16 protein-coding genes are annotated in these 19,409 nt (G+C 57.2%); 4 read left to right on the forward strand and 12 right to left on the reverse strand.

The annotated features are described in order from the left end of the window. The 8 genes from V1T76_RS22410 to V1T76_RS22445 form a co-directional block, all read right to left on the reverse strand. The gene (locus V1T76_RS22410) at positions 1 to 1,236 is read right to left on the reverse strand and encodes an NAD(P)/FAD-dependent oxidoreductase (RefSeq protein ID WP_330562908.1); all 1,236 of its coding nucleotides are present in this window, start codon (positions 1,234 to 1,236) and stop codon (positions 1 to 3) included. A 20-nt stretch (positions 1,237 to 1,256) separates the two neighbouring features. Next, the gene (locus tag V1T76_RS22415; protein ID WP_330562909.1) at positions 1,257 to 2,660 is read right to left on the reverse strand and encodes a M20 family metallopeptidase; all 1,404 of its coding nucleotides are present in this window, start codon (positions 2,658 to 2,660) and stop codon (positions 1,257 to 1,259) included. A gap of 5 nt (positions 2,661 to 2,665) precedes the next feature. Continuing rightward, entirely contained in the window at positions 2,666 to 4,237 is a 1,572-nt protein-coding gene (locus V1T76_RS22420; RefSeq protein ID WP_330562910.1) for a gamma-glutamyltransferase family protein, read from the reverse strand. A gap of 12 nt (positions 4,238 to 4,249) precedes the next feature. Next, a complete protein-coding gene (locus tag V1T76_RS22425; protein WP_330562911.1) occupies positions 4,250 to 5,242 on the reverse strand; it encodes an ABC transporter ATP-binding protein in 993 nt (330 codons plus the stop codon). A gap of 8 nt (positions 5,243 to 5,250) precedes the next feature. Further along, entirely contained in the window at positions 5,251 to 6,237 is a 987-nt protein-coding gene (locus tag V1T76_RS22430; protein WP_330562912.1) for an ABC transporter ATP-binding protein, read from the reverse strand. Further along, complete coding sequence (locus V1T76_RS22435; protein WP_330562913.1) at positions 6,234 to 7,133, reverse strand: ABC transporter permease; 900 nt, start codon at positions 7,131 to 7,133, stop codon at positions 6,234 to 6,236. The genes V1T76_RS22430 and V1T76_RS22435 overlap by 4 nt, the downstream gene beginning before the upstream one ends. Before the next feature lies 1 nt (position 7,134). Beyond that, complete coding sequence (locus tag V1T76_RS22440; protein WP_330562914.1) at positions 7,135 to 8,052, reverse strand: ABC transporter permease; 918 nt, start codon at positions 8,050 to 8,052, stop codon at positions 7,135 to 7,137. A 69-nt stretch (positions 8,053 to 8,121) separates the two neighbouring features. Continuing rightward, the gene (locus V1T76_RS22445; RefSeq protein ID WP_330562915.1) at positions 8,122 to 9,633 is read right to left on the reverse strand and encodes an ABC transporter substrate-binding protein; all 1,512 of its coding nucleotides are present in this window, start codon (positions 9,631 to 9,633) and stop codon (positions 8,122 to 8,124) included. A gap of 148 nt (positions 9,634 to 9,781) precedes the next feature. Between V1T76_RS22445 and V1T76_RS22450 the strand changes: the two genes are divergently transcribed. After that, positions 9,782 to 10,561, forward strand: coding sequence for an IclR family transcriptional regulator (locus V1T76_RS22450; RefSeq protein ID WP_330562916.1), 780 nt, complete (start codon positions 9,782 to 9,784; stop codon positions 10,559 to 10,561). A 182-nt stretch (positions 10,562 to 10,743) separates the two neighbouring features. Here V1T76_RS22450 and V1T76_RS22455 read toward each other — a convergent pair whose 3' ends face one another. Further along, positions 10,744 to 13,389 (reverse strand): EAL domain-containing protein, encoded by a 2,646-nt coding sequence (locus tag V1T76_RS22455; protein WP_330562917.1) that lies wholly within the window; start codon positions 13,387 to 13,389, stop codon positions 10,744 to 10,746. Between the two features lie 723 nt (positions 13,390 to 14,112). Between V1T76_RS22455 and V1T76_RS22460 the strand changes: the two genes are divergently transcribed. Continuing rightward, a complete protein-coding gene (locus tag V1T76_RS22460; protein WP_330562918.1) occupies positions 14,113 to 14,847 on the forward strand; it encodes a Stf0 family sulfotransferase in 735 nt (244 codons plus the stop codon). Between the two features lie 184 nt (positions 14,848 to 15,031). Here the strand turns inward: V1T76_RS22460 and V1T76_RS22465 are convergent, their stop codons facing one another. From V1T76_RS22465 to V1T76_RS22475, 3 genes are all read right to left on the reverse strand, one after another. Beyond that, complete coding sequence (locus V1T76_RS22465; RefSeq protein WP_330562919.1) at positions 15,032 to 15,823, reverse strand: cobalamin B12-binding domain-containing protein; 792 nt, start codon at positions 15,821 to 15,823, stop codon at positions 15,032 to 15,034. A gap of 263 nt (positions 15,824 to 16,086) precedes the next feature. Continuing rightward, positions 16,087 to 17,976, reverse strand: coding sequence for a 1-deoxy-D-xylulose-5-phosphate synthase (locus tag V1T76_RS22470; protein WP_330562920.1), 1,890 nt, complete (start codon positions 17,974 to 17,976; stop codon positions 16,087 to 16,089). 222 nt (positions 17,977 to 18,198) lie between these two features. Beyond that, the gene (locus V1T76_RS22475; RefSeq protein WP_330562921.1) at positions 18,199 to 18,588 is read right to left on the reverse strand and encodes a cytochrome c family protein; all 390 of its coding nucleotides are present in this window, start codon (positions 18,586 to 18,588) and stop codon (positions 18,199 to 18,201) included. A 123-nt stretch (positions 18,589 to 18,711) separates the two neighbouring features. Here V1T76_RS22475 and V1T76_RS22480 point away from each other — a divergent pair, with 123 nt between their 5' ends. Further along, positions 18,712 to 19,158 carry a TspO/MBR family protein gene (locus V1T76_RS22480; protein ID WP_330562922.1) on the forward strand — a complete coding sequence of 149 codons (447 nt, stop codon included), beginning with the start codon at positions 18,712 to 18,714 and terminating at the stop codon, positions 19,156 to 19,158. A 29-nt stretch (positions 19,159 to 19,187) separates the two neighbouring features. Continuing rightward, the gene (locus V1T76_RS22485) at positions 19,188 to 19,403 is read left to right on the forward strand and encodes a hypothetical protein (protein ID WP_330562923.1); all 216 of its coding nucleotides are present in this window, start codon (positions 19,188 to 19,190) and stop codon (positions 19,401 to 19,403) included. The last annotated feature ends 6 nt before the right edge of the window (positions 19,404 to 19,409 follow it).

The following is a 19,409-nucleotide window of genomic DNA, read 5'->3' on the forward strand; positions in this document are numbered from 1 at the left end:
TTAAAGGTACCTAAGGCGGGCAGGGGAGAGGTCCGGCACGGGAGCCTTGCCGGTATACATTTCTTCAACGAGCAGGCGCGCGGTCGTCGGACCAAGGGTAAAACCCTGGTGGCCGTGACCGAAATGGAACCACAGGCCCTTGTGACGCGGAGCCTTGCCGGCAAGGGGCAGCATGTCGGGCATGCACGGCCGGCTGCCGAACCAGGCTTCCGTCTCTACAGGTGTGCCCAGATTGATCACGCTTGCCGCGGCGATCGTGCTTCGCCTCAGTTGAACCGGCGTGGGCGGGGCATCCAGGCTGGCAAGTTCCGCTCCTGTCAGCACCCTTAGCCCCTTTTGCATGGACGAAAGCACGGTTGCGCTTTCGGCCAGGAGCATGGGTGCGTTCAAGCTGCCGCCGCCGGTAAAATGACGATGATAACCGCGCTTGCGCAAAAGCGGGATGTCGTAGCCGAAACGCTTGAGCAGCTCAGCCGACCAGGGACCAAGGGCAATGACGGCTTCCGGCGCAGAAACCGGCCCGTCAGAGGCTGTGACGGACCAGCCATTCTCAGCTTCATGAAGAGTAGCCGCATCACCCTTGACGATGCTGCCGCCACGGGAAACAAACAGCCTGGCATAGGCTTGCGTCAACCCTCCTGGGTCTGCACAGCTCCAGGTTTCGGGCCAGTGAACGGCTCCGGCCAGACCCGGTTTCAGATGAGGTTCGTCAACTGCGAGCGCGGCGGCAGACTGAAGGACGACTTCAACGCCGTAGTCGCTGGAAAGGCGTCTTGCCTCCGCGGCGGCAGCATCGAGAGCCAGTTGCGACCGGTAGACGAAGCGGATGCCGGTTCTGCGGATCAGATTGTCGGCACCTGCTGCGGCGATCAGCGGGGCATGGTCGGTGGTCGCACGCCGAACAAGCCCGGCATAGGTCCGGGAAATCGCTCTGTGCCGGGCAGGAAGCGATGCACGAAAGTAATGCCAGAGAGGGCGAAGATAGGACGGCAGCGCGTTCAGGTGATAACTGACGTCGTTGCTGCGCTTGAAGGCGATCTTGAGCAGCGTGCTCAGGGCAAGGGGCAGGGGATAGGGCTCCACGGCCTCGGTCTGAATGGCACCGGCATTGCCGTAGCTGGTTTCCTCGCCGACCTGCCTTCTGTCGACAAGAACGACATCGCGCCCTGCGTCCTGCAACGCCAGGGCGGTGGCAACCCCGACCATGCCGCCACCCAGAACCAATACGTCGGCCATGGCCGCCTCTCCTCAAATCGCTATGTGCTTGACCCGGACAAGGCAGCCCTGGTGTCACCGATATCCCAGAAAAGGCCTGTCATCATGCGCAAGGCTTCGCGGCATGAAGACAGTAGAAGATGTTCGTTCGGGGCATGTTGTGAACAGCCCGGATAGGAATGCGGCAGCCAGACTGTCGGCAGGCCGAGCGTTTCGGAAAAACTCTCGTTGGGAATGGACCCGGCGAGATTGGGTAGCAGCACCGGTTTCTTGCCCGTCGTCTCCTGGACGGAAGCGGCGACCCGCACCACCCAGGGATCGGCGGGATCGAGACGAGTCGCATGAAACTTGCCAAGTTCCATCGGTACGATCTGCACGTCGTTGAAGCCTTCGCGATCGAAGTGGCGGCGCAGGGCCGGCAAGATGTCCTCCGGATCGGTTCCAACAACGTATCGAAGCTGGCAGTGGGCGGTGGCCCAGCCGGAAATTGCATTCACCGGGGCTTCCGGCACGCCGCTTTTCTGGGCCAGCACCGCAAAGGAATTCCAGCCGAACACCCGTTCGGACGGCGTCAGGCTTTCTTCGCCCCAGTCCGTGTCGATGGAAGGGCCCTCGAACCCGCCGACCGGGCAGTCCTCAAGAGCCTTGCGGATCTCGGGCGTCAGGCTTGTCGGGCGCCATTCCGGAACCTTGATCTGGCCGCGACGGTCGACGATCGAAGCAAGGGCGTGTGCCAGGACAATTGCAGGATCTTTCAGCAACCCGCCCCAATTGCCCGAATGATGCGCCCCCTCGCGATAGTCGACGCGAAGGTCGAAATTGACCGCTCCGCGCGAGCCCATGAACAATGTCGGCTTGTCAGGATGCAGACGCGGCCCGTCGGATGCGATCAGGACATCAGACGACAGAAGCTCCTTGTGGGCTGAACAAAGCTCGTTCAGTCCGGGCGAACCGCATTCTTCAGCCATTTCCAGAATGATCTTCGCATTGAACCCGAGAGCCCCGCGCGTTTTCACGACTGCCCGGAGAGCGGCAATGTTGATCAGATGCTGGCCCTTGTTGTCTGCCGTTCCACGGCCATAGATCTTGTCTCCCTCGACAACCACCTTGAACGGTTCGAGGCCCTCGCGCCACTGGTCCGCCTGAGCGCGGATCACGTCGCCGTGCCCGTAGATCAGGATGGTCTCGAATTCGGGATTTTCGATCCGCTCGGCGTACAGAAACGGAAGCTGGGGAGCTGCAGGATTTTCCAGGATACGGCAAGTGAAGCCGATGTCAGTCAGCATGACGATAGCGGCTTCGTTCAGGTAACGGAAAAGGTCGTCCCGCCGGGACTCTTCCTGGCTTTCGGTCGGAAAGGAAACGAGCCTGGATAGTTCTTCGACAAAACCACCCTGATCGGCGTAGGCTTCGATGTCATGCAGTGCGGATGCGCGGGATGTCATGCTGATTACAATTCCTTTTCGGCCACGGCATCGCCCCAGGGGGACATGATTTCCGTGCAGCCGGTATTCATTCCATTTTCGCGCATTACCCCGGCGGGGCAGGCGAAAGCATAGGGGTAGACTGTTCGCTTCGCCGTGACCGTCGGCTGTATTGTCTCCAGTGAAGCGATGATTTCAGCAGGCAGATCCTCATCCGCGATGGTGATCTCCACGCCGGAGTTGTCGACGCGGGGCTGATGGAATGCGCCCTCCAGATCCTGTCCGAAATCCATCATGAAGGACGTCAGGTTGAGAACTGCGGGCAGAATCTTTCGCCCACCCGAAGCGCCGATTGCAAAGCGCCTGCCGCCTATCTCGCCGAGCGTAGGGCAGACATTCATCAGGCAGCCCTTGTCGGGGGCGAGTGAATTCGGTTTGCCAGGCTCCGGATCGAACCACATGATGCCGTTGTTCATAAGAAGACCGGTTGATGGGGAAACCACACGCGACCCGAAGATGGAAAGCAGCGTCTGCGTGACGGCAACCATGTTGCCCTGCCGGTCGACCACGGAGAAATGGGTCGTGCAGGACGGCGCGTGCGGGGCATCCTGATCGCCCATGGTCTTCAACCGGTTTCTGTAGGTGGTCCCGAGCGCGTCGACCATTGCGCCATAACTTGAGCCATCGGGCGAAGCGCCCGGCTCAAAGGCCTGTTGCATCGTGGAAAGGCACTCCGCGAGGTTTGGCCCCGCCGTCAGGCCTTTGGAAGCATGCACCATGCCGCCGCGATAGGGAACACTGATTGCGTCCCGCAGGTCTGCCCGATAGGCCTTCAGGTCGGCGAGGCTGAGCGACCCGCCTTTGGCGCTGACGTCCGCGACCATGGCCCTGGCAATGTCGCCTTCGTAAAAATCGCGCGCGCCTGCGTCGGCAAGCCGTTGCAGCGTTTGGGCCAATTGGCCCATATCGAGCCTTTTCTGGGAAAGTGCGGTCCAGCCGGCAATGGTCGGCCATTGCCCGTCCTCAAGGAAGAGCTTCGCCGCATCTGGATCCTTGGCCAGTTCACGCGTGGTGGAGGCAATGATCAGGGATGCGTACCAGTCGACCAACAGGCCGTCTTTTGCAAGGCTCACGGCTGGTGACAGCAAGTCCTTCCAGCCGATCCGGCCGAAATTCTTGTGTGCGAGTTCCATGCCGGCGACGGTGCCGGGAACAGCAATTGCGCTGGCGCCCTGGACATTCCGGTCGTCCTTCACCGAGCGCCAGGGGAAGAGATCAGAGGAGCGGCCGGAGCTGTCCAGCGGATAGTCCGCCGGATCAAGGGCTTTGGGAGACCGCATGCCGAAGAACAGCGTGTAGGCCTTCTGTTCGGCCTCGCGCCAGATCATCATGCAGCCACCGCCCGCCGGCCCACTCATCCAGGGCTCGACAACGCCGATCGCGAAGGATGTCGCAACCGCGGCGTCGATGGCGTCGCCCCCGGCTTCCAGAATGGTGGCGCCGACCTCTGCCGCCTTGCGGTGCTGTGCGGCAACGATGCCTCCGCGGGTCGCGGTGACGCGTTTTCTAACGCTCTGTGTCTTGGAAAAATTATTCATTTGATGTTCGCGTCAAATTGGTTGGATGGAAAGTCCGTCGGCACTCTTTTCATAGAAATGGCAGTCAACGTGGGAAGAACCTGCCTGAACGTGCGGAGGCACTTTCGTGGCGCAAAGGTCTGTTGCCAACGGGCAACGGGGATGAAAGTGACATCCCGGTGGAGGGGATATCGGATTTGGAAAGGTGGCGCCCAGGTGAATGTCTGGAACTGCGAGCGAGGGGTCTGGTGTCAGCACCGAGTCCAGCAGTGCCCGGGTGTAGGGATGCTTCGGACCGGCAAAGAGATCGGCTGCCGAGGTTTCCTCGACAATCCTTCCGAGATACATGACCGCAACACGGGTCGCAAGATGCTCGATAACCGCCAGATTGTGGCTGATAAACAGATAGGTGAGCCCGAGTTCCTCGCGAAGATCCGCAAGCAGATTCAGGATCTGCGACTGGATCGACACGTCGAGAGCAGAGGTCGGTTCGTCGCAGATGACGATCTCCGGGTTGATCACCAGAGCGCGGGCGATGGCGACCCGCTGACGCTGGCCGCCCGATAACTGGCCGGGGTAGCCGCGCCGAACGCGTTCCGGCAGCCCGACGAGATCAAGCATCTTCGCAACCGCCCTACTGCGAGAGGCGCTGTCGCCGATCTTGTGGACCACAAGCGGCAGCGAAACGATTTCCTCGATGGACTTTCGCGGATTGAGCGAAGAATAGGGGTCCTGAAAGATCGGCTGGATGCGCCGGGCGAGCAGTTGCCGGTCCGCCGGGCCGATCTCCTTGCCATCGACGAGAACTTCACCGGAGGTCGGTTGTTCCAGTCCGAGCAGGATCTTGGCCAAAGTCGACTTGCCGCAACCCGATTCCCCCACCAGGCCCAGGACGTCCTTCTTGTGCAGGCGCAAGGAGACGCCCCCTATCGCCTGCAGCGGTTTCGGCTTGGAGAACATGCCCTGCTTGACCTGATAGGTCTTGGTGATGTTGGTCAGTTCCAGCACCGGTTCACGGTTTTTCATGCCCGACATCACGCCACCTCACTTTTCAGCGGTTCATGAAAGCAGCGGTACATGTGCTCGCCACTGGCAGAGCGTTCCGGAACAGTCGTGGCACAGGCCTCCACCGCCAGTTCGCAGCGGCTGCGGAACGCACATCCCGAGACGGTGCCGATTAGAGAGGGAACGATCCCGGGGATCGACCCGAGCGGTTCCCCCGGTTTCGTCTTTCCGGGCACGGGAATGCAGTTGAGCAGCCCGCGGGTATAAGGATGGGCAGGGGCGTCGAAAATTGCCTTTGCGGAGCCGCTTTCCACGATTTCGCCGGCGTACATCACCGCCACCTTGTCGGCGATGCGCGCGACGACCCCGAGGTCGTGCGTGACCAGGATCAAGGCCATGTTCATCTCACGTTTGAGATCCGCGAGCAGGCGCAGGATCTGAGCCTGGATGGTCACATCGAGCGCTGTCGTCGGTTCATCGGCGATGATCAGGTCCGGTTCGCACATCAGTGCCATGGCAATCATCACCCGCTGTCGCAGGCCGCCGGAAAGCTGGTGCGGAAATTGTCTGAGACGGCTTTCCGCGGCCGTGATGCCAACCTTGCCGAGAAGGTCGGCAGCCCGTGTCATCGCCTCTGCCTTTGACACCTTGCGATGCAGACGCAGCGCCTCGCAGAGCTGGTCACCGATCGTGTAAGCCGGGTTGAGCGAAGTCATCGGTTCCTGGAAAATCATCGCCATGCGGTCGCCCCTGAGCGCCCGCATTTCCCTTGGCGGCATTGATCTGAGGTCACGGCCTTCGAATTCCAGCACATCTGCGCGAACCTGCAGCCGTTTTCCGAGAAGGCCCATGATGGCGAGTGACGTCAGCGATTTACCGGATCCCGATTCACCGACGATGCAGAGAGTTTCGCCACGGTTGAGCTCGAAATCGATACCGCGCACCGCATGCAGTGTGCCGGCCCCGATGGGAATGTCGACGGTCAGATTCCTGACGTTGAGAATAGGGTCGGTCATCCCTTGGCCTCCGGTGCAGTGACATCGCGCAGTCCGTCTCCAAGGAGATTGATTGCAAGAACCAGAAGGAAGAGGGCAATGCCTGGAATGGTGATCAACCAGGGCTGGAACAGCATCATTTCCTTGCCTTCCGAAATCATCAGGCCCCACGAAGGCGTGGGTGGCTGAACGCCGAGCCCCAGGAAGGAAAGCGCGGCTTCCAGCAGAATGGCGTGCGCCATCTCAAGGGTCATCACAACGATGAGGTTGTTGACCACATTCGGCATGATTTCCGAAAGCAGGATGCGCGGCGTGGTGCAGCCGATGGCACGGGCCGCATTGACATATTCCAGTCCACGTATCTGCATGACGGAAGAGCGCATGACCACCGCGAACCGGTCCCAGAGCAGGAAGCCCAGCACCAGGATGACGATCTGAAGCGAGCCGCCAAACAGGGCAACAATGGCAAGCGCCACCAGCACCACCGGCATCGCCAGGCGTACGTTGATGAGGAACGTCACTGCCAGGTCGACTTTCCCGCCGAAATAACCGGCGGCAACACCGAGCGTCGTGCCGATCAGGCCGGAGATAACGGCTGTGACAATGCCGATCAGCAGCGATATGCGAGCGCCGTAGAGCAGGCGCGCCAGATAGTCACGCCCGAGCTGGTCGGTGCCCAGCAGGTGAGAGGGATCGGCTCCTGCCATCCAGAACGGCGGTTTCATTCTGGCAGCGAGATTTTGCGTGTACGGGCTGTGCTCTGCCAGCAGCGGGGCGAAGAGTGCCGCAGCGAAGACAAGGCCGAGGACAGCAAGGCCGAAGAGCAGGCCGTAATGCCCGAAGGCGCGGCGGCGAAGCATTGCACCGGGGCTGAGGGCAACGATGCTTTCTGCGGTTTGTGCGGGGGTACTCGTCATGTCAACCTACCCTGATGCGCGGGTCGAGCCAGGCGTTTGCCAGGTCAGACAGCAGAGTGAAGAGGATGTAGAAGCAGGAAAAAATCAGGATCAGCGCCTGAACGGTGGGCAGGTCGTGACGGCCGATCGATTCCCACGCGAGATACCCTGCGCCGTGTAGGGCGAATATGGATTCCACGACAATAGACCCGCCGAGCATGAAACCCATCTGCACCGCTGCCAGCGAGACCACCGGAACGATTGCGTTTCTGAGCGCGTGTTTGAACAGGACCCGTGCTGCACCTGCTCCTTTGGCGCGCGCCGTGCGGATGTAATCGGCATTCAGCACTTCCAGCATACCGGCACGGGTGAGCCGCATGATTGCGGGCATGGCGTAATAGCCAAGCACGATTGTCGGCATGATGAAGTGCTGCCATGTCTCTGACCCTGACGGCGGCAAAAGACGGAACTTGATCGAGAAGACAACGATCATGATGAGCCCGAACCAGAAACTCGGCATGGCCTGGCCGGCAACGGATATGAAGAGAGCGACGCGGTCGATCAGCGAGTTTGGACGTATGGCGGCAAGGACCCCGAGCGGTACGGCAGTCAGCAGCGCAAAGGAAATCGCGCAAACGCCGAGCGTCATCGTGACGGAGAGACGGTCGGAGATAAGCTGGGCGACCGGAAGCTTGAAGTAGTAGCTTTGGCCGAAGTCTCCTTGCACGGCGTTCCAGAGCCAGTCTGCATATTGTTCTGCAAGAGGTCGGTCGAAACCATACTGTTCGTTGATTGCAGCAATATCGGCTTCTGTCGCGTTTTCTCCGGCGATTGCAGTGGCCGGATCTCCTGAAAGATGCAAAAGGGAGAAGCTTATGACCGAAACGGTAATTGTCACCAGAACGGCCAGGCCAAGCCGCTTGAGAGCAAAGGCAAGCATGAAGTGCACTCCAACACGAGGGGTGTCCCGCTCTCGATGAGAGAGCGGGACCAGGACGGCAGGGCCGTCTTACTTCCAGCTCATCTCGAAGAAGCGGACGATTTCATCCGGCGTCGGCGTGAAGTCTACCTCCTTCGTGAAGACGTAGTTGGTGTTGTAGGAAAACAGCGGGATCCAGTAAGCCTCTTCCGCAATCTTCTTCAGCGCTTTGGAGTAGCTTTCCTTCCGAACTTCGCCGTCGACCGTCTTGTCTCCGGCATCCAGCCAGTTCTTGACCTCTTCATCCCGGGCGAAATCCTGGTTGCCGAACTTGAAGAAGAGGCTGGTGATTGCCGAGACGTCGGCAATCGAGTTGGAGCCCCAGGTCAGGAAACCAAACCCGGCATTGCCTTTTTGCTGCATTTCACGCAGAGCTGAATATTGCAGGAAGTTGAGATCGGTCTTGATGCCGACCTCGGCCAGATAGGCCATCATGGCTTCCGCATAAGGGCGGTCGCGGTAGGCATAGAAGTCGATCGTGAAACCATCCGGATAACCGGCCTCAGCCAGCAGCGCCTTGGCCTTCTCAGGATCATACGGATAGGCTTTTACGTCCTGCTCACAGCCGAACTGGCTCGGGTAGCAGGCGGACGGAACAACTTTCGAGCTGCCCTGGAGAAGGTTGTCGACAATGGCCTGCCGGTCGATGGCATATCCAACGGCCTCACGAACTTCCTTCTTCTGGAAGGGGTTTTCACCGCCGCGGCCGGCGGCATCCATCGTGATGTAGCCGATCCGCATGGTGCTCTCGTTGGAGACGGTGAATTGGTCCATCGTCTTGAGCTGAGCGGCCTGATCGGACGGAACGTTCCAGATCATGTCGATGCCCCCGGAGAACAGCTCGGCCATCTGCGTGTTCACATCCGGAATGGTCCGGATATCGATGGTTCCAATGGAGGCTTTGCCTTTCGGGCTATCGTGATAGTCGTCGTATTTCTTGAGAACGTAGTGTTTGCCGGGATCGACGCTTTCGACCATGTAGGGGCCCGTTCCGACGGGCTTCTGACCCATTCCGGTCGGCCCTACCTCGGCGTAGTATTCATTCGGATAAATGGACACCAGCCCGGCAAGGTATTCAAGCGCTGCCGGGAACGGCCCGTTGGTGTGGATCCGGACCGTGTATTTGTCGATCTTTTCCGCGCTTTTCATCCAGTTGACGTTGCCGGGAACGACCACGTGATTGTCCGGATTGACGACGTAATTGACTGTGTAGACGACATCGTCGGCGTCGAACTCCTCGCCATTGTGGAACTTGATGCCTTCGCGCAGCTTGAATTCCAGTGTGGTGTCGTCGATCCACTCCCAGGAAGAAGCCAGGTTGCCGGTGTATTCTCCGGTCTTTTGATCACGGTAAACGAGACCGTCCCAGACCTGACGAGCCAGGATCGTGCCTTCACGCGCCGACTGGAAGTAGAAGTCGGTGGTTTCCAGTTCTTTTGAAAAGGCGGTGTGAAGTGTGTCATCCGCCTTGTTCGCAAACGCCTGACCGCTGGAAAGCGCGGCGGCAAGAGCGATCACACCTGTCGCTATGATTGGTTTCATCTGTTCAAAACCGGCCCTTAGCCGACCCTCTGGTTGGTTTTTTGTTGTATTATTATTTAATACTTCTTATTTTATAATCATAGAGTGCATTTTATTCTCGCTTTTTGTCAAGCGTGGGAGTGCCCTAAAGTTAGGCGAGGCTAATTAAGTGGCGAAACCAATTCAGAAAAAGCAGGACACGCTGTTCGTCGGGTCACTCGAAAAGGGGCTGCGGATCATGTCCGCCTTCAATGCGCATCGCACCGAGCTTGGCCTGACGGAGCTTGCCGAGATCGTGGGAATGGACAAGAGCGCGGCGCAGCGGTTCACCAACACGCTTCACAAGACCGGCTATCTCGAAAAGGATCCGGAAAGCAGGCGGTTCCGGCCGTCCCTGAAGTTCCTGGAGCTCGCGGCCGCCTATATGTGGTCCGATCCGTTCGTCCAGCTTGCCATGCCGAAACTGATTGACCTCAGCCGTGACCTCGGCGAGCGGGTCAACGCTGCCAGACCTGCCGGCACCGATATCATCTACGTCATTCGCATCCCGACCCAGCTCACCAGTTTCGCCGCCATGCTCATCGGCAACAAGGTGCAGGCGCTGAGTTCGTCGTCTGGCCGCATCATACTGGCCCACATGGGTGAGGCCGAACGACGGGAAGCGCTCGAGACCTGGCCTATCGACAAGATTACACCCCGCACGGTGACGGATCGGTCGCAGATTGCAAGGGAAGTCGAGGAAGCCGCGCAGCAAGGCTACGGAATAGCGGTCAACCAGAATATCATCAACGAAATCGGCGTTGCGGCGCCAGTATTCGACAGGATCGGCAATGTCGCTGGCACCGTCCAATGCTCTGTGTCTTCCCTGAAGTGGCCACTCGAACGCGTTCACAACGAAATTGCGCCGCGGCTGATGGAAGTCGCCAATTCGATAAACTTGTTGCGGTGAAGTGAGGGCTTCGCGCGTCACAGGGCATCGAGCCTGACGTCTGGATCGCTGAACGAGACCGTTCCGCATTGTAGAGACGATGCCAATAGCGGGCATCCGCAAGCGTCAGGAACTGATGGACGTTCAGACTTTTTGGCCGGGACTTGCTGCTGAAGGCTTCGATGAAGTCGTCACGGGTCGGCTTAGCGTTTGTTCATCTGTAGGGGGCAACTCTCAATCAGGTCGATTAGGTTAGAAGCTGGCATCGGATGATGCCATAAATATCCTTGGCCTTCGGTGCAGCCGAGGTCAGTGAGCCAGGCTGCAGTTTTCGAAGTCTCGATTCCCTCGGCCACGGTTTTCAATCCCAGACTCTGGGCCATCGTCAGAATTGTGCGCACAAGAGCTTCCTGCTTACTGCTTTTTTCAACTTCGCGAATAAAGGATTGATCGATCTTGAGCCCGGAAATGGGAAACTTCTGAAGATAACTCAGTGACGAGTATCCGGTGCCGAAGTCGTCCAATGAGATGATTATGCCGAGGCGTGAAATGCTTTCCAGTGTTTCAACGATGGTTTCATCTTCAATTAGAAGTAGGCTCTCCGTAATTTCCAGTTCAATCCAGGACGCTTTACAGCCCGTAGCCTCTAAACAGTGAACCAGCGCACCGAGAAAGCCGCCAAAAATCAATTGTCGGGCGGACACATTGACGGCTATGACGATAGGAACAGCGCTATGACGGTTGCACTCGACTGCAACTTCGCACGCCTGTTGCAGGATTCGTTTCCCTATCTCGATGATTTGCCCGGTTTCTTCGGCAACAGAAATAAATTCGCCTGGGGGAATCATGCCCCTTTCCTGGTGTCTCCAACGGCAAAGCGCTTCTGCGCCACGTACTTCCAAGGTCGCCAAAGTAATCTTCGGCTGAAAATGAGCGACAAACTGATCCAGTCGAAGGCCTTCGTTGATCATTGCTTCCATTTCGAAGCGTCGATTGATCGCTCGGCTCATCCCCTCATCGTACCTGCAGAAACAACCGCCATTCGCTCCTTTGGCCGAGTATAGAGCTATGTCTGCTTGTCGAAATAAAGCATCAGGGTGAGAACTGTCGTCGGGCGCGATGGCAATACCGATGCTCAGGTCAACATTGATGGTGTTGCCTTCTAGCGCCATAGACAAACAGGCCTCCTGGATTAATTGCCCAGCAAGCTGTTCGGCAGATTCGGCGGAATCCAGGTCTGAGAGAATGAGAGCAAATTCGTCACCCCCGAGCCGGCCTATCCACGCTGCAGTGTCTGCTACGTTTTGTAACTGCCGGGCCATTCTCTGCAAGACGACGTCGCCCGCAGCATGTCCAAGCGTGTCATTGATCGTCTTTAGTCGATCGATATCTATGATCAAAAGCGCAATCTTTTTCTCTTTGTTCGTAGCGCGTTTCAAATGCTCGGTTAACGTCGTGGTGAAAGAGGCTCGGTTAGCTAATCCAGTAAGATCATCCGTAAACGCAAGCCTGCGCAATTCCTGTTGGTTCGATGCAAGTTGCCGTTCGGCTATCTTTTTTGCGGTAATATCTCGGCCAATTCCGAGGACCGAAGTCGTTTCGCCATTGTCATCGAACTCGGGAATGAGCCGGACCTCGAAGACTATTTCTTCTCCGTCGGGTCTTTTTAGGACCGTTTCGGTTATTTGTGGCCGACCATGTTTTAAAACGTGGGAGACAATTTCACGGAACTCGCTAATGGCAGGTTCATTTGCCGGAGTCGCCTTCCGTTCGTTGATTAAGATTCCGAGATCTTCCCCTAACGCATCTCTCAAATTATTGATGAGGGCAGTATTCATATATACCGGATTTAAGTTCGGATCGTAGCGTATGATGTTGTCCGGTAAATGTTCTACCAGGTGGCGATATTCCCGCTCACGCGTTCGCAGATCATTCTCCAGTTTGCGCTGACTGGTTACATCGCGTGCCAATCCGAGTAGACCGGAAATCTTGCCTTCACTATCGCGGATAGCAATTTTCTGAATTTCGTAGAACCTATTATCGTTGATCTCGTTCGCCGGTATTTCCAACTCAAAGCGGACAGGTTCAGTCGATGAAAGGGCTTGCTCATCTGTCATTCGATGAATTTCGTAGATGGTCCCTGTCGAAAGATCAGAAGCCTTTTTTCCGAGCGCGCTGTTACGTGCAATGTTGTTAAAGCGATCAAACTCTTCGTTGCAGAGCAAGTAACGCCCTTTAGTATCCTTGATCCAAAAAATGTCAGGCAAAACCCGGACGGCAGCGTGTAGCTGATCCTCAGCCCCTGCAAAACTGGGATTCAACGTTTCGCTGTAGGTTGATCGCTGGCTATATAAAATAACATAGAGCGCTTTATTGTCGTCGCCAAGAATTGGCATCAGCCTGATGGTGTGTACGCCGACTTCACCCTTTGAATCTTCGAATGGAAATTCTAAGTCTGTTGGTCGGCCTTTAACCGCAGTTTTCTGAATAGCTTCCTTGAGTCCCAAAAAGTATCGGCATTGAGGAAAATCATCTATATTCTTGCCGTGGATTTGCTCTGCAGTCACATTTAAGTCTGCCTGCAACGAATTATTGGCCAATAGTATCTGGCCATTGCAATCGAAGACTCCAATTTTGGAGGGAGACGACGCAAAAATTTTCTGCAGTATTCCCGCGATATCAAACATTTTATCTGACCAGTGACCTAGAACACTTGAAATCCAAAGTGCGCGAGAAGCGGATACTGCAACCTGTGTTCCATTCTTCTCTTTTGCCTGTTTGTATGGATAATTCTCGATCATCGCCTGCGATGAAATCGCATATACTGCATTGATATTGCTATCTTGCATATATTTATACCTTTGCAAGATAACGCACCTGTCTCATCAAATACTAACCAGATTTTTATTGATAATAAGTTTCAGAAATCAAACTTCCTCTAAGTTCATGACAATGTAGACGCGCTGTTTGCCATCATGCGTGGTTGACCGACACAGGTTCTCACCTGGGAGTATGAAGTAGGCTTTGCGAAAGGGCTCGAAGGTAAGTCGCAAGCGTTCTTGCTCGTCATAGACACCTGTCTGGGCAACCGAGTGCTCCATCATCGCGACGACATTTCTTGACGTAGCATCGTCGCCGGGCTGTAAAGGCGATGATGTGCTCTGCAAATGCAGAATATCGACGGGGTCGATGTTACAGACGTCGTTCTAACTGACCGAACGTACTCAAAAAGAAAAACACCCGTTTTTGTAGCGCCATTATTTTTCACTCAATAATTGGTGAAAGTAACAACTGCTCCCGGTCAGAAATCGTGAAAAATGTCAGTAACATGAGCGTGTCGGAAAGATCTTCCGGGCAGGTAGGTGTTCCGTGACAAGCATCAGTTTCAAACTTCGCAAACTGTTTCAAGGCCGACGGCGCGCACGACCAGTGTATAACGATAAACGCTCCAATCCGGAACGTCTTACCGGTTTACCGCTTTAGGACGGGTTGCCGTAAAGATTGTTGACCGACAAGTTCTGGCAGCCCAAGCTCGTTATTTACAACATCTTGTTGCCATGCGAGTTATCGAAATGACAACACCAGTACGCCTACCGTGCGATACGATTGTTTTCGCTTCCACTCAGAGAACAGGCAGTACGGCATTAGCTACCACGCTCAGTGCATCGAACGTGACCCGGCAGACTTACGAATGGTTCGGTCATGGGACTTTTGACAAGGTGATCCGGCATTTCATGCCGGAGTTTCACGAACTCCCCGAAACGAAGACGGACCTGCAGCGTTATGTGCAGGCGATCCGCGACACCGACGCCGCCTCAGGTCTCCCGGTTTCCCTGATGTTGCACATGTATCAGTTTGACTTTTTGCGGGATCTCGGTTTGACAAGGCTGGAGGAACTCTTCGGGAATTGCCTCTACGTCTACAACTACCGGGGCGACGTCTACTATCAGGCGGTGTCGCTTCACATCGCAATACAGACCCAGCAATGGGTTTCATCTCAGGAAAGGAGGGCCGAACCCCGCTACGACTTTGAAAAAATTGACGGGCTTGTGAACTGGATTTCGCAGGACTGCGAAAACTGGCTGACCTATTTCAGAGAAAACAGCATCGTGCCGTTTTATGCCGCTTATGAGCGCTTCGCCCAGAATCCCCGAGCGGCAACACAGCTCCTGCTCGACTGGCTGGGGCTGCCGGACCAGAGGATCGGGACCACACCGTTGCAACGGCAAGCAACACAACTGAATGGAGAGTTCTATCATCGATATCTCGCCGAATGCGGCACCCGCAGATTATCGCAAAATACCTGATCGAAATTGAGTCCGGCCACATGCCGTCTGAACCAGTCAGAGCTGACCTTGGCCGCTAAATCACACACCAACATCTTTCGCAGTAGACGGAAGAAAAGCAGACTGGTGGACCGTTCATTGGCAACTTCGGCCGAAGTGAGCATTGCTCTTCAACGTGCCCCAAATATTCAGCCTTCCAGCGTCTTCATCCCACGGCACGTTCCGCCAGCTTGATGACCTCAAGCGCGGATCGGGCGACGATGTCTGCACCGATATGTTGAAAATCGTCCGGGCGCGTGAGTACGGCGGCGCCGCCGATCACGATGCTGGTGCCTCGTGTCGACCTTTCCGACCGGCAGCGAGCGATCGCTTCCGAGCAGTCCCTTGCTTCTTCCAACTGGCCGATCGACAGGCCGAGGAGATGATAGGGTTTGCTCGACAGGCGCATATACATGGTTTCGCCGATTTCCATGTCGGCGCCACCATCGACGATCCAGCCGAGGTCACGGAAGCACATGCGCACCAAGTTAATGCCCAGCGTGTGCTTGGTCCCGTGAGACCGTGCAAGAAGGATACGTTTCGCAGAGGCATGGGGCGAGGATTGAGGTCCGGCATGGGTCAGATGATTGACGACGTTGCTTAGCCGCGTAGAGGCCACGGCCACCTGCAAGAAATCGGTTTCATCGTCGCACCAGTAATTGCCGAGTTCCGTTGCAATCGGACACAGAAGATGAATGGCCAGTGTCTGAAGCGGGATATCGGCCTGCACCAATTCCTCGATCAGGTCCCGGTGGTGACGCGGATCCGGATCGATGAGCGATTTCAGGAATGGCACTCGATAGGAAACCGCCTTGTCCATGGCCGGCATTTGACGCGCGCGTTCGTCAAGTTCCGGACGCAGCCGAAGGTCCAGGTCCGAAACGACAAATCCGTTGCTGTTGGGCTTTCCCCTGCGGGGATGAAGCGCTCCGACCAGACTTGACACTTGACCACGCACCGTCCGTTCCAGGATCGTCAGATCCTGCGAGGACAGATGGGTACTTTTGTCTGCCGTTAATGTCTGGCCAGTCTCAGCAATCGATGACGGTGTATTGTTTTTATCCGCCGCTGTATCGCTGTTTTCTTTATAGGCCAATTCCCCCTCCCGATGACTCGGCCTAGGCGGTCAGGCTCCTCCACTCAGCCAATGGTACTACATCAGCTTGCATCCGCCAAACGAGATCAACTCTTCATGTAGGTAAAATCTCACGCTGTTGTTTCTTACCGGTCCTCGGCGCGGTGCGCCCAATGCGCCCGATCCTGCACACGGACCGTACCGCCGCCGAGTGTGGCAGCCATGCCGTGATCCAGGCGTGATAGGGTCTGGCGCACCAGACCCGCAATCTGCCGGGCGTTCAGGCCCGCTTCGTCATACATTTCGTGGGGCGAGGCTTGCGGGATGAAGCTGTCCGGCAAGGTCATCGTGCGGATGCCGCAGCGCCCGTCCAAAAGGCCGCGCCCGGCCAGATGATGCAGAACGAGTGCGCCAAACCCTCCGGTAGCGCCTTCCTCGATCGTGACCAGCAGTTCATGGGTGTCAAAGAGATCTTCAAGGAGGTCCGTATCGAGCGGCTTGGCGAAACGTGCATCGGCCACGGTCACGGAAATGCCGAGCGCCGCCAGCAAAGCTCTGGCCTCGAGACACTGGTCCAGCCTGGCGCCGAAGGACAGAAGCGCAGCCGTGTGGCCGATATCGACAATCCTGCCCTTGCCAATCGGCAAGGCTACAGGCGTATCGGATATAAGCGCGCCCGTGCCTTCTCCGCGCGGATAGCGGAACGCAATCGGTCCAAGGTCATGTTCTGCGGCTGTTCGAACCATGTTCACCAGTTCGGCCTCGTCGGCTGCCGCCATCACGGTGAAATTTGGCAAGTTGGCAAGATAGCCGATGTCAAAGGCGCCCGCGTGAGTTGCACCGTCGGCACCGACGAGACCGGCCCGGTCGATGGCAAAACGGACGGGAAGATTCTGCAGGGCAATGTCATGGACCACCTGGTCGTATGCGCGCTGAAGAAACGTTGAATAAATGGCGCAGAATGGCCGCATGCCGCTGGCTGCAAGGCCACCGGCAAAGGTCACGGCATGTTGTTCGGCGATACCGACATCGAAGCTGCGCTCGGGAAAGTGCCGGGCGAACTGGTCGACGCCGGTGCCGGCGGCCATGGCCGCGGTGATGGCGATGATGCGCTCGTCCCGCCTGGCCTCCTCGATCAGCGCTTTGGCAAACACCTTGGTGTAGCTGGGAGCTTTCGGCGGCGACTTGGACTGTTTGCCGGACGAAATGTCGAATTTGGACACGCCGTGATATTTGTCTTCTGCCGCCTCGGCAGGACCGTAACCTGCCCCCTTGCGCGTGAGTGCATGAAGGAGGACCGGACCGTCGGCGTCGGTTTTGAGCTTTCGCAAAGTGGCCAGGAGACCGGCAATATCGTGACCGTCCACGGGTCCGTGATAAGTGAAGCCGATGTTTTCAAAAAGGTTTCGCTCGCGCGTGACCGCGCCGGTACGGGCAATGGCGTTGAGATGGCCGGACACGGCGCCGGTCGGCGGCGAGATCGACATGTTGTTGTCGTTGAGGACCACGATAAGCCTGCGATTGAGGTCGCCGGCATTGTTCAGTCCTTCATAGGCCATGCCTGCGGTAAGCGCGCCGTCGCCGATCACGCAGACGACGTTGCCGTCCTTGCCGGCCAGATCGCGTGCAACGGCAAAGCCGAGGCCGGCGGAAATGGACGTTGAGGAGTGGGCCGCTCCGAAGGGGTCGTAGGGACTTTCGCTGCGTTTGGTGAAGCCGGACAGGCCGTCCCTCTTGCGCAAGGTGCGTATCCGGTCGCGCCGGCCGGTCAGTACCTTATGCGGATAACACTGGTGGCTGACATCCCAGATCAGCGTGTCTTCGGGCGTGTCGAAAACGGCATGGAGCGCGACCGTGATCTCCACGACACCGAGCCCGGAGCCCAGATGGCCGCCTGTATCGGAAACGGTATCGATGATCTCGGCACGCAGCTCGGTTGCGAGCCTGGCAAGATCGTCATCGCTCAGGTTCTTGAGATCACCTGGTGTGTTGACCTGGTCAAGCAACGGGGTCAGCAACTTTTTTCTGGAGCCCATTGCGTTTCCTCCCGCGCATGCGCCCGTCCACTCGCTGGCGGCCGACTATGGACCGCAGGCTGTTACTGGTGCTTGCGCGGCTTTGCGCATCACCAGTGGACAGTTGTGTCTTGAAATCATTGTCCGGGATCTTGAGGAAAGTGTAAACTTCTTTTTACACTTTTGGCTTGAAAAAGCTGCGACCACATTGGCCGTTGTCAACGGCAAGGGTCGCGCCCTCGCTCATTCAGATGGACTGAACTGACTGACATAGGCAATGACGTTGGCAATGTCTTCGTCCTTCTTCAGCCCGGCGAAAGCCATTCGCGTGCCTTTTACGACGTCACGCGGTTTGGCGAGATACACGGTGAGGAGTTCCGCATTCCAGACCTTGCCCTCTCCGAACTCGACCATGGCCTTGGAGTATTTGAAATCCTCCACCGTTCCCGGTTGGCGGCCGATTACACCCTGCAGGGAGGGACCGACCTTTTGCTTGTCGGTTTCAATGTTGTGACAGGCCGCGCATTTGCGGAAAACCTTCGCACCCGCTTCCGGGTCGCCGTCTTGGGCATTTGCAATCGGTGAGCTTGCCAAAACCGTTACGGCTGCAAGCAGGATGGTAAACTTCCGCATGACATTCCTCCTTTGTTGCAATCAGTTGGCCGACCGCCATCGGCAAGCCAGGCGGTCTTCTTTCCAGCGCCTATCACCCTATCTAACAGTGAGGTGCTGAACTTCGCGGATAGGAGCTCGCAAATGGCTGCGGCGATTTTTGTTGGACTGGTTTTCGTGGCAGCCGCAAGTGGAGCGGTCTTCAAGCCAGGGCCCTGGTACCAGACACTGCGTAAACCGTCCTGGACACCGCCGAACTGGGCCTTCCCAACCGTCTGGACCTTGCTGTACATCATGATTGCCTATGCGGGCTGGAGTGTCTGGACCGCGGCCGGCTGGTCCCTGCCGCTGCTGTTCTGGTCTGTTCAGATCGTGCTCAATGGTATGTGGTCGTGGCTGTTCTTCGGGTTGCGGCGGATGGATCTGGCGCTTGCGGATATAAGCCTTCTCTGGTTTGCCATTGCCGCATTCATCGTGTCGGCCTGGACTGTTTCCGCGCTCGCCTCGCTGCTGTTCGTGCCTTACCTCCTTTGGGTCACCACTGCCGGTGCCCTCAATTTTTCCGTTCGGCGTCTCAACGTGGCAGCTTGATTACGCAGACGCGTAACGAGATCCCAGACATGCGCGACCAGCGCCAGGCTCAGATAGAGCAAAACGAAAGGCACAGCGCCGCGCAGGGCGAAGCCGAGCGCTGCCAACAGGCAACTGCCGGCGAGCACATTGGCAAGCAGCAGTTTGAAACGCGCGCCCGGCGTGCTGGAAAGTATGCAAAGCAGCGCGATTTCCGCCCAAAGAAACAGGATGGCCACAAATGCGGGCCAGCCGGTCTGGACTGAGGAGAG

The sequence above is a fragment of the Roseibium sp. FZY0029 genome (assembly GCF_036350355.1).
In the GTDB taxonomy this organism is placed as follows: domain Bacteria; phylum Pseudomonadota; class Alphaproteobacteria; order Rhizobiales; family Stappiaceae; genus Roseibium.

Excerpts from the sequence above, each read along its gene's own strand:
- V1T76_RS22410 (WP_330562908.1), bottom strand. The coding sequence starts at position 1,236 with ATGGCCGACGTATTGGTTCTGGGTGGCGGCATGGTCGGGGTTGCCACC.
- V1T76_RS22415 (WP_330562909.1), bottom strand. The coding sequence starts at position 2,660 with ATGACATCCCGCGCATCCGCACTGCATGACATCGAAGCCTACGCCGAT.
- V1T76_RS22420 (WP_330562910.1), bottom strand. The coding sequence starts at position 4,237 with ATGAATAATTTTTCCAAGACACAGAGCGTTAGAAAACGCGTCACCGCG.
- V1T76_RS22425 (WP_330562911.1), bottom strand. The coding sequence starts at position 5,242 with ATGAAAAACCGTGAACCGGTGCTGGAACTGACCAACATCACCAAGACC.
- V1T76_RS22430 (WP_330562912.1), bottom strand. The coding sequence starts at position 6,237 with ATGACCGACCCTATTCTCAACGTCAGGAATCTGACCGTCGACATTCCC.
- V1T76_RS22435 (WP_330562913.1), bottom strand. The coding sequence starts at position 7,133 with ATGACGAGTACCCCCGCACAAACCGCAGAAAGCATCGTTGCCCTCAGC.
- V1T76_RS22440 (WP_330562914.1), bottom strand. The coding sequence starts at position 8,052 with ATGCTTGCCTTTGCTCTCAAGCGGCTTGGCCTGGCCGTTCTGGTGACA.
- V1T76_RS22445 (WP_330562915.1), bottom strand. The coding sequence starts at position 9,633 with ATGAAACCAATCATAGCGACAGGTGTGATCGCTCTTGCCGCCGCGCTT.
- V1T76_RS22455 (WP_330562917.1), bottom strand. The coding sequence starts at position 13,389 with ATGCAAGATAGCAATATCAATGCAGTATATGCGATTTCATCGCAGGCG.
- V1T76_RS22460 (WP_330562918.1), top strand. The coding sequence starts at position 14,113 with ATGACAACACCAGTACGCCTACCGTGCGATACGATTGTTTTCGCTTCC.
- V1T76_RS22470 (WP_330562920.1), bottom strand. The coding sequence starts at position 17,976 with ATGGGCTCCAGAAAAAAGTTGCTGACCCCGTTGCTTGACCAGGTCAAC.
- V1T76_RS22475 (WP_330562921.1), bottom strand. The coding sequence starts at position 18,588 with ATGCGGAAGTTTACCATCCTGCTTGCAGCCGTAACGGTTTTGGCAAGC.
- V1T76_RS22480 (WP_330562922.1), top strand. The coding sequence starts at position 18,712 with ATGGCTGCGGCGATTTTTGTTGGACTGGTTTTCGTGGCAGCCGCAAGT.
- V1T76_RS22485 (WP_330562923.1), top strand. The coding sequence starts at position 19,188 with ATGCGCGACCAGCGCCAGGCTCAGATAGAGCAAAACGAAAGGCACAGC.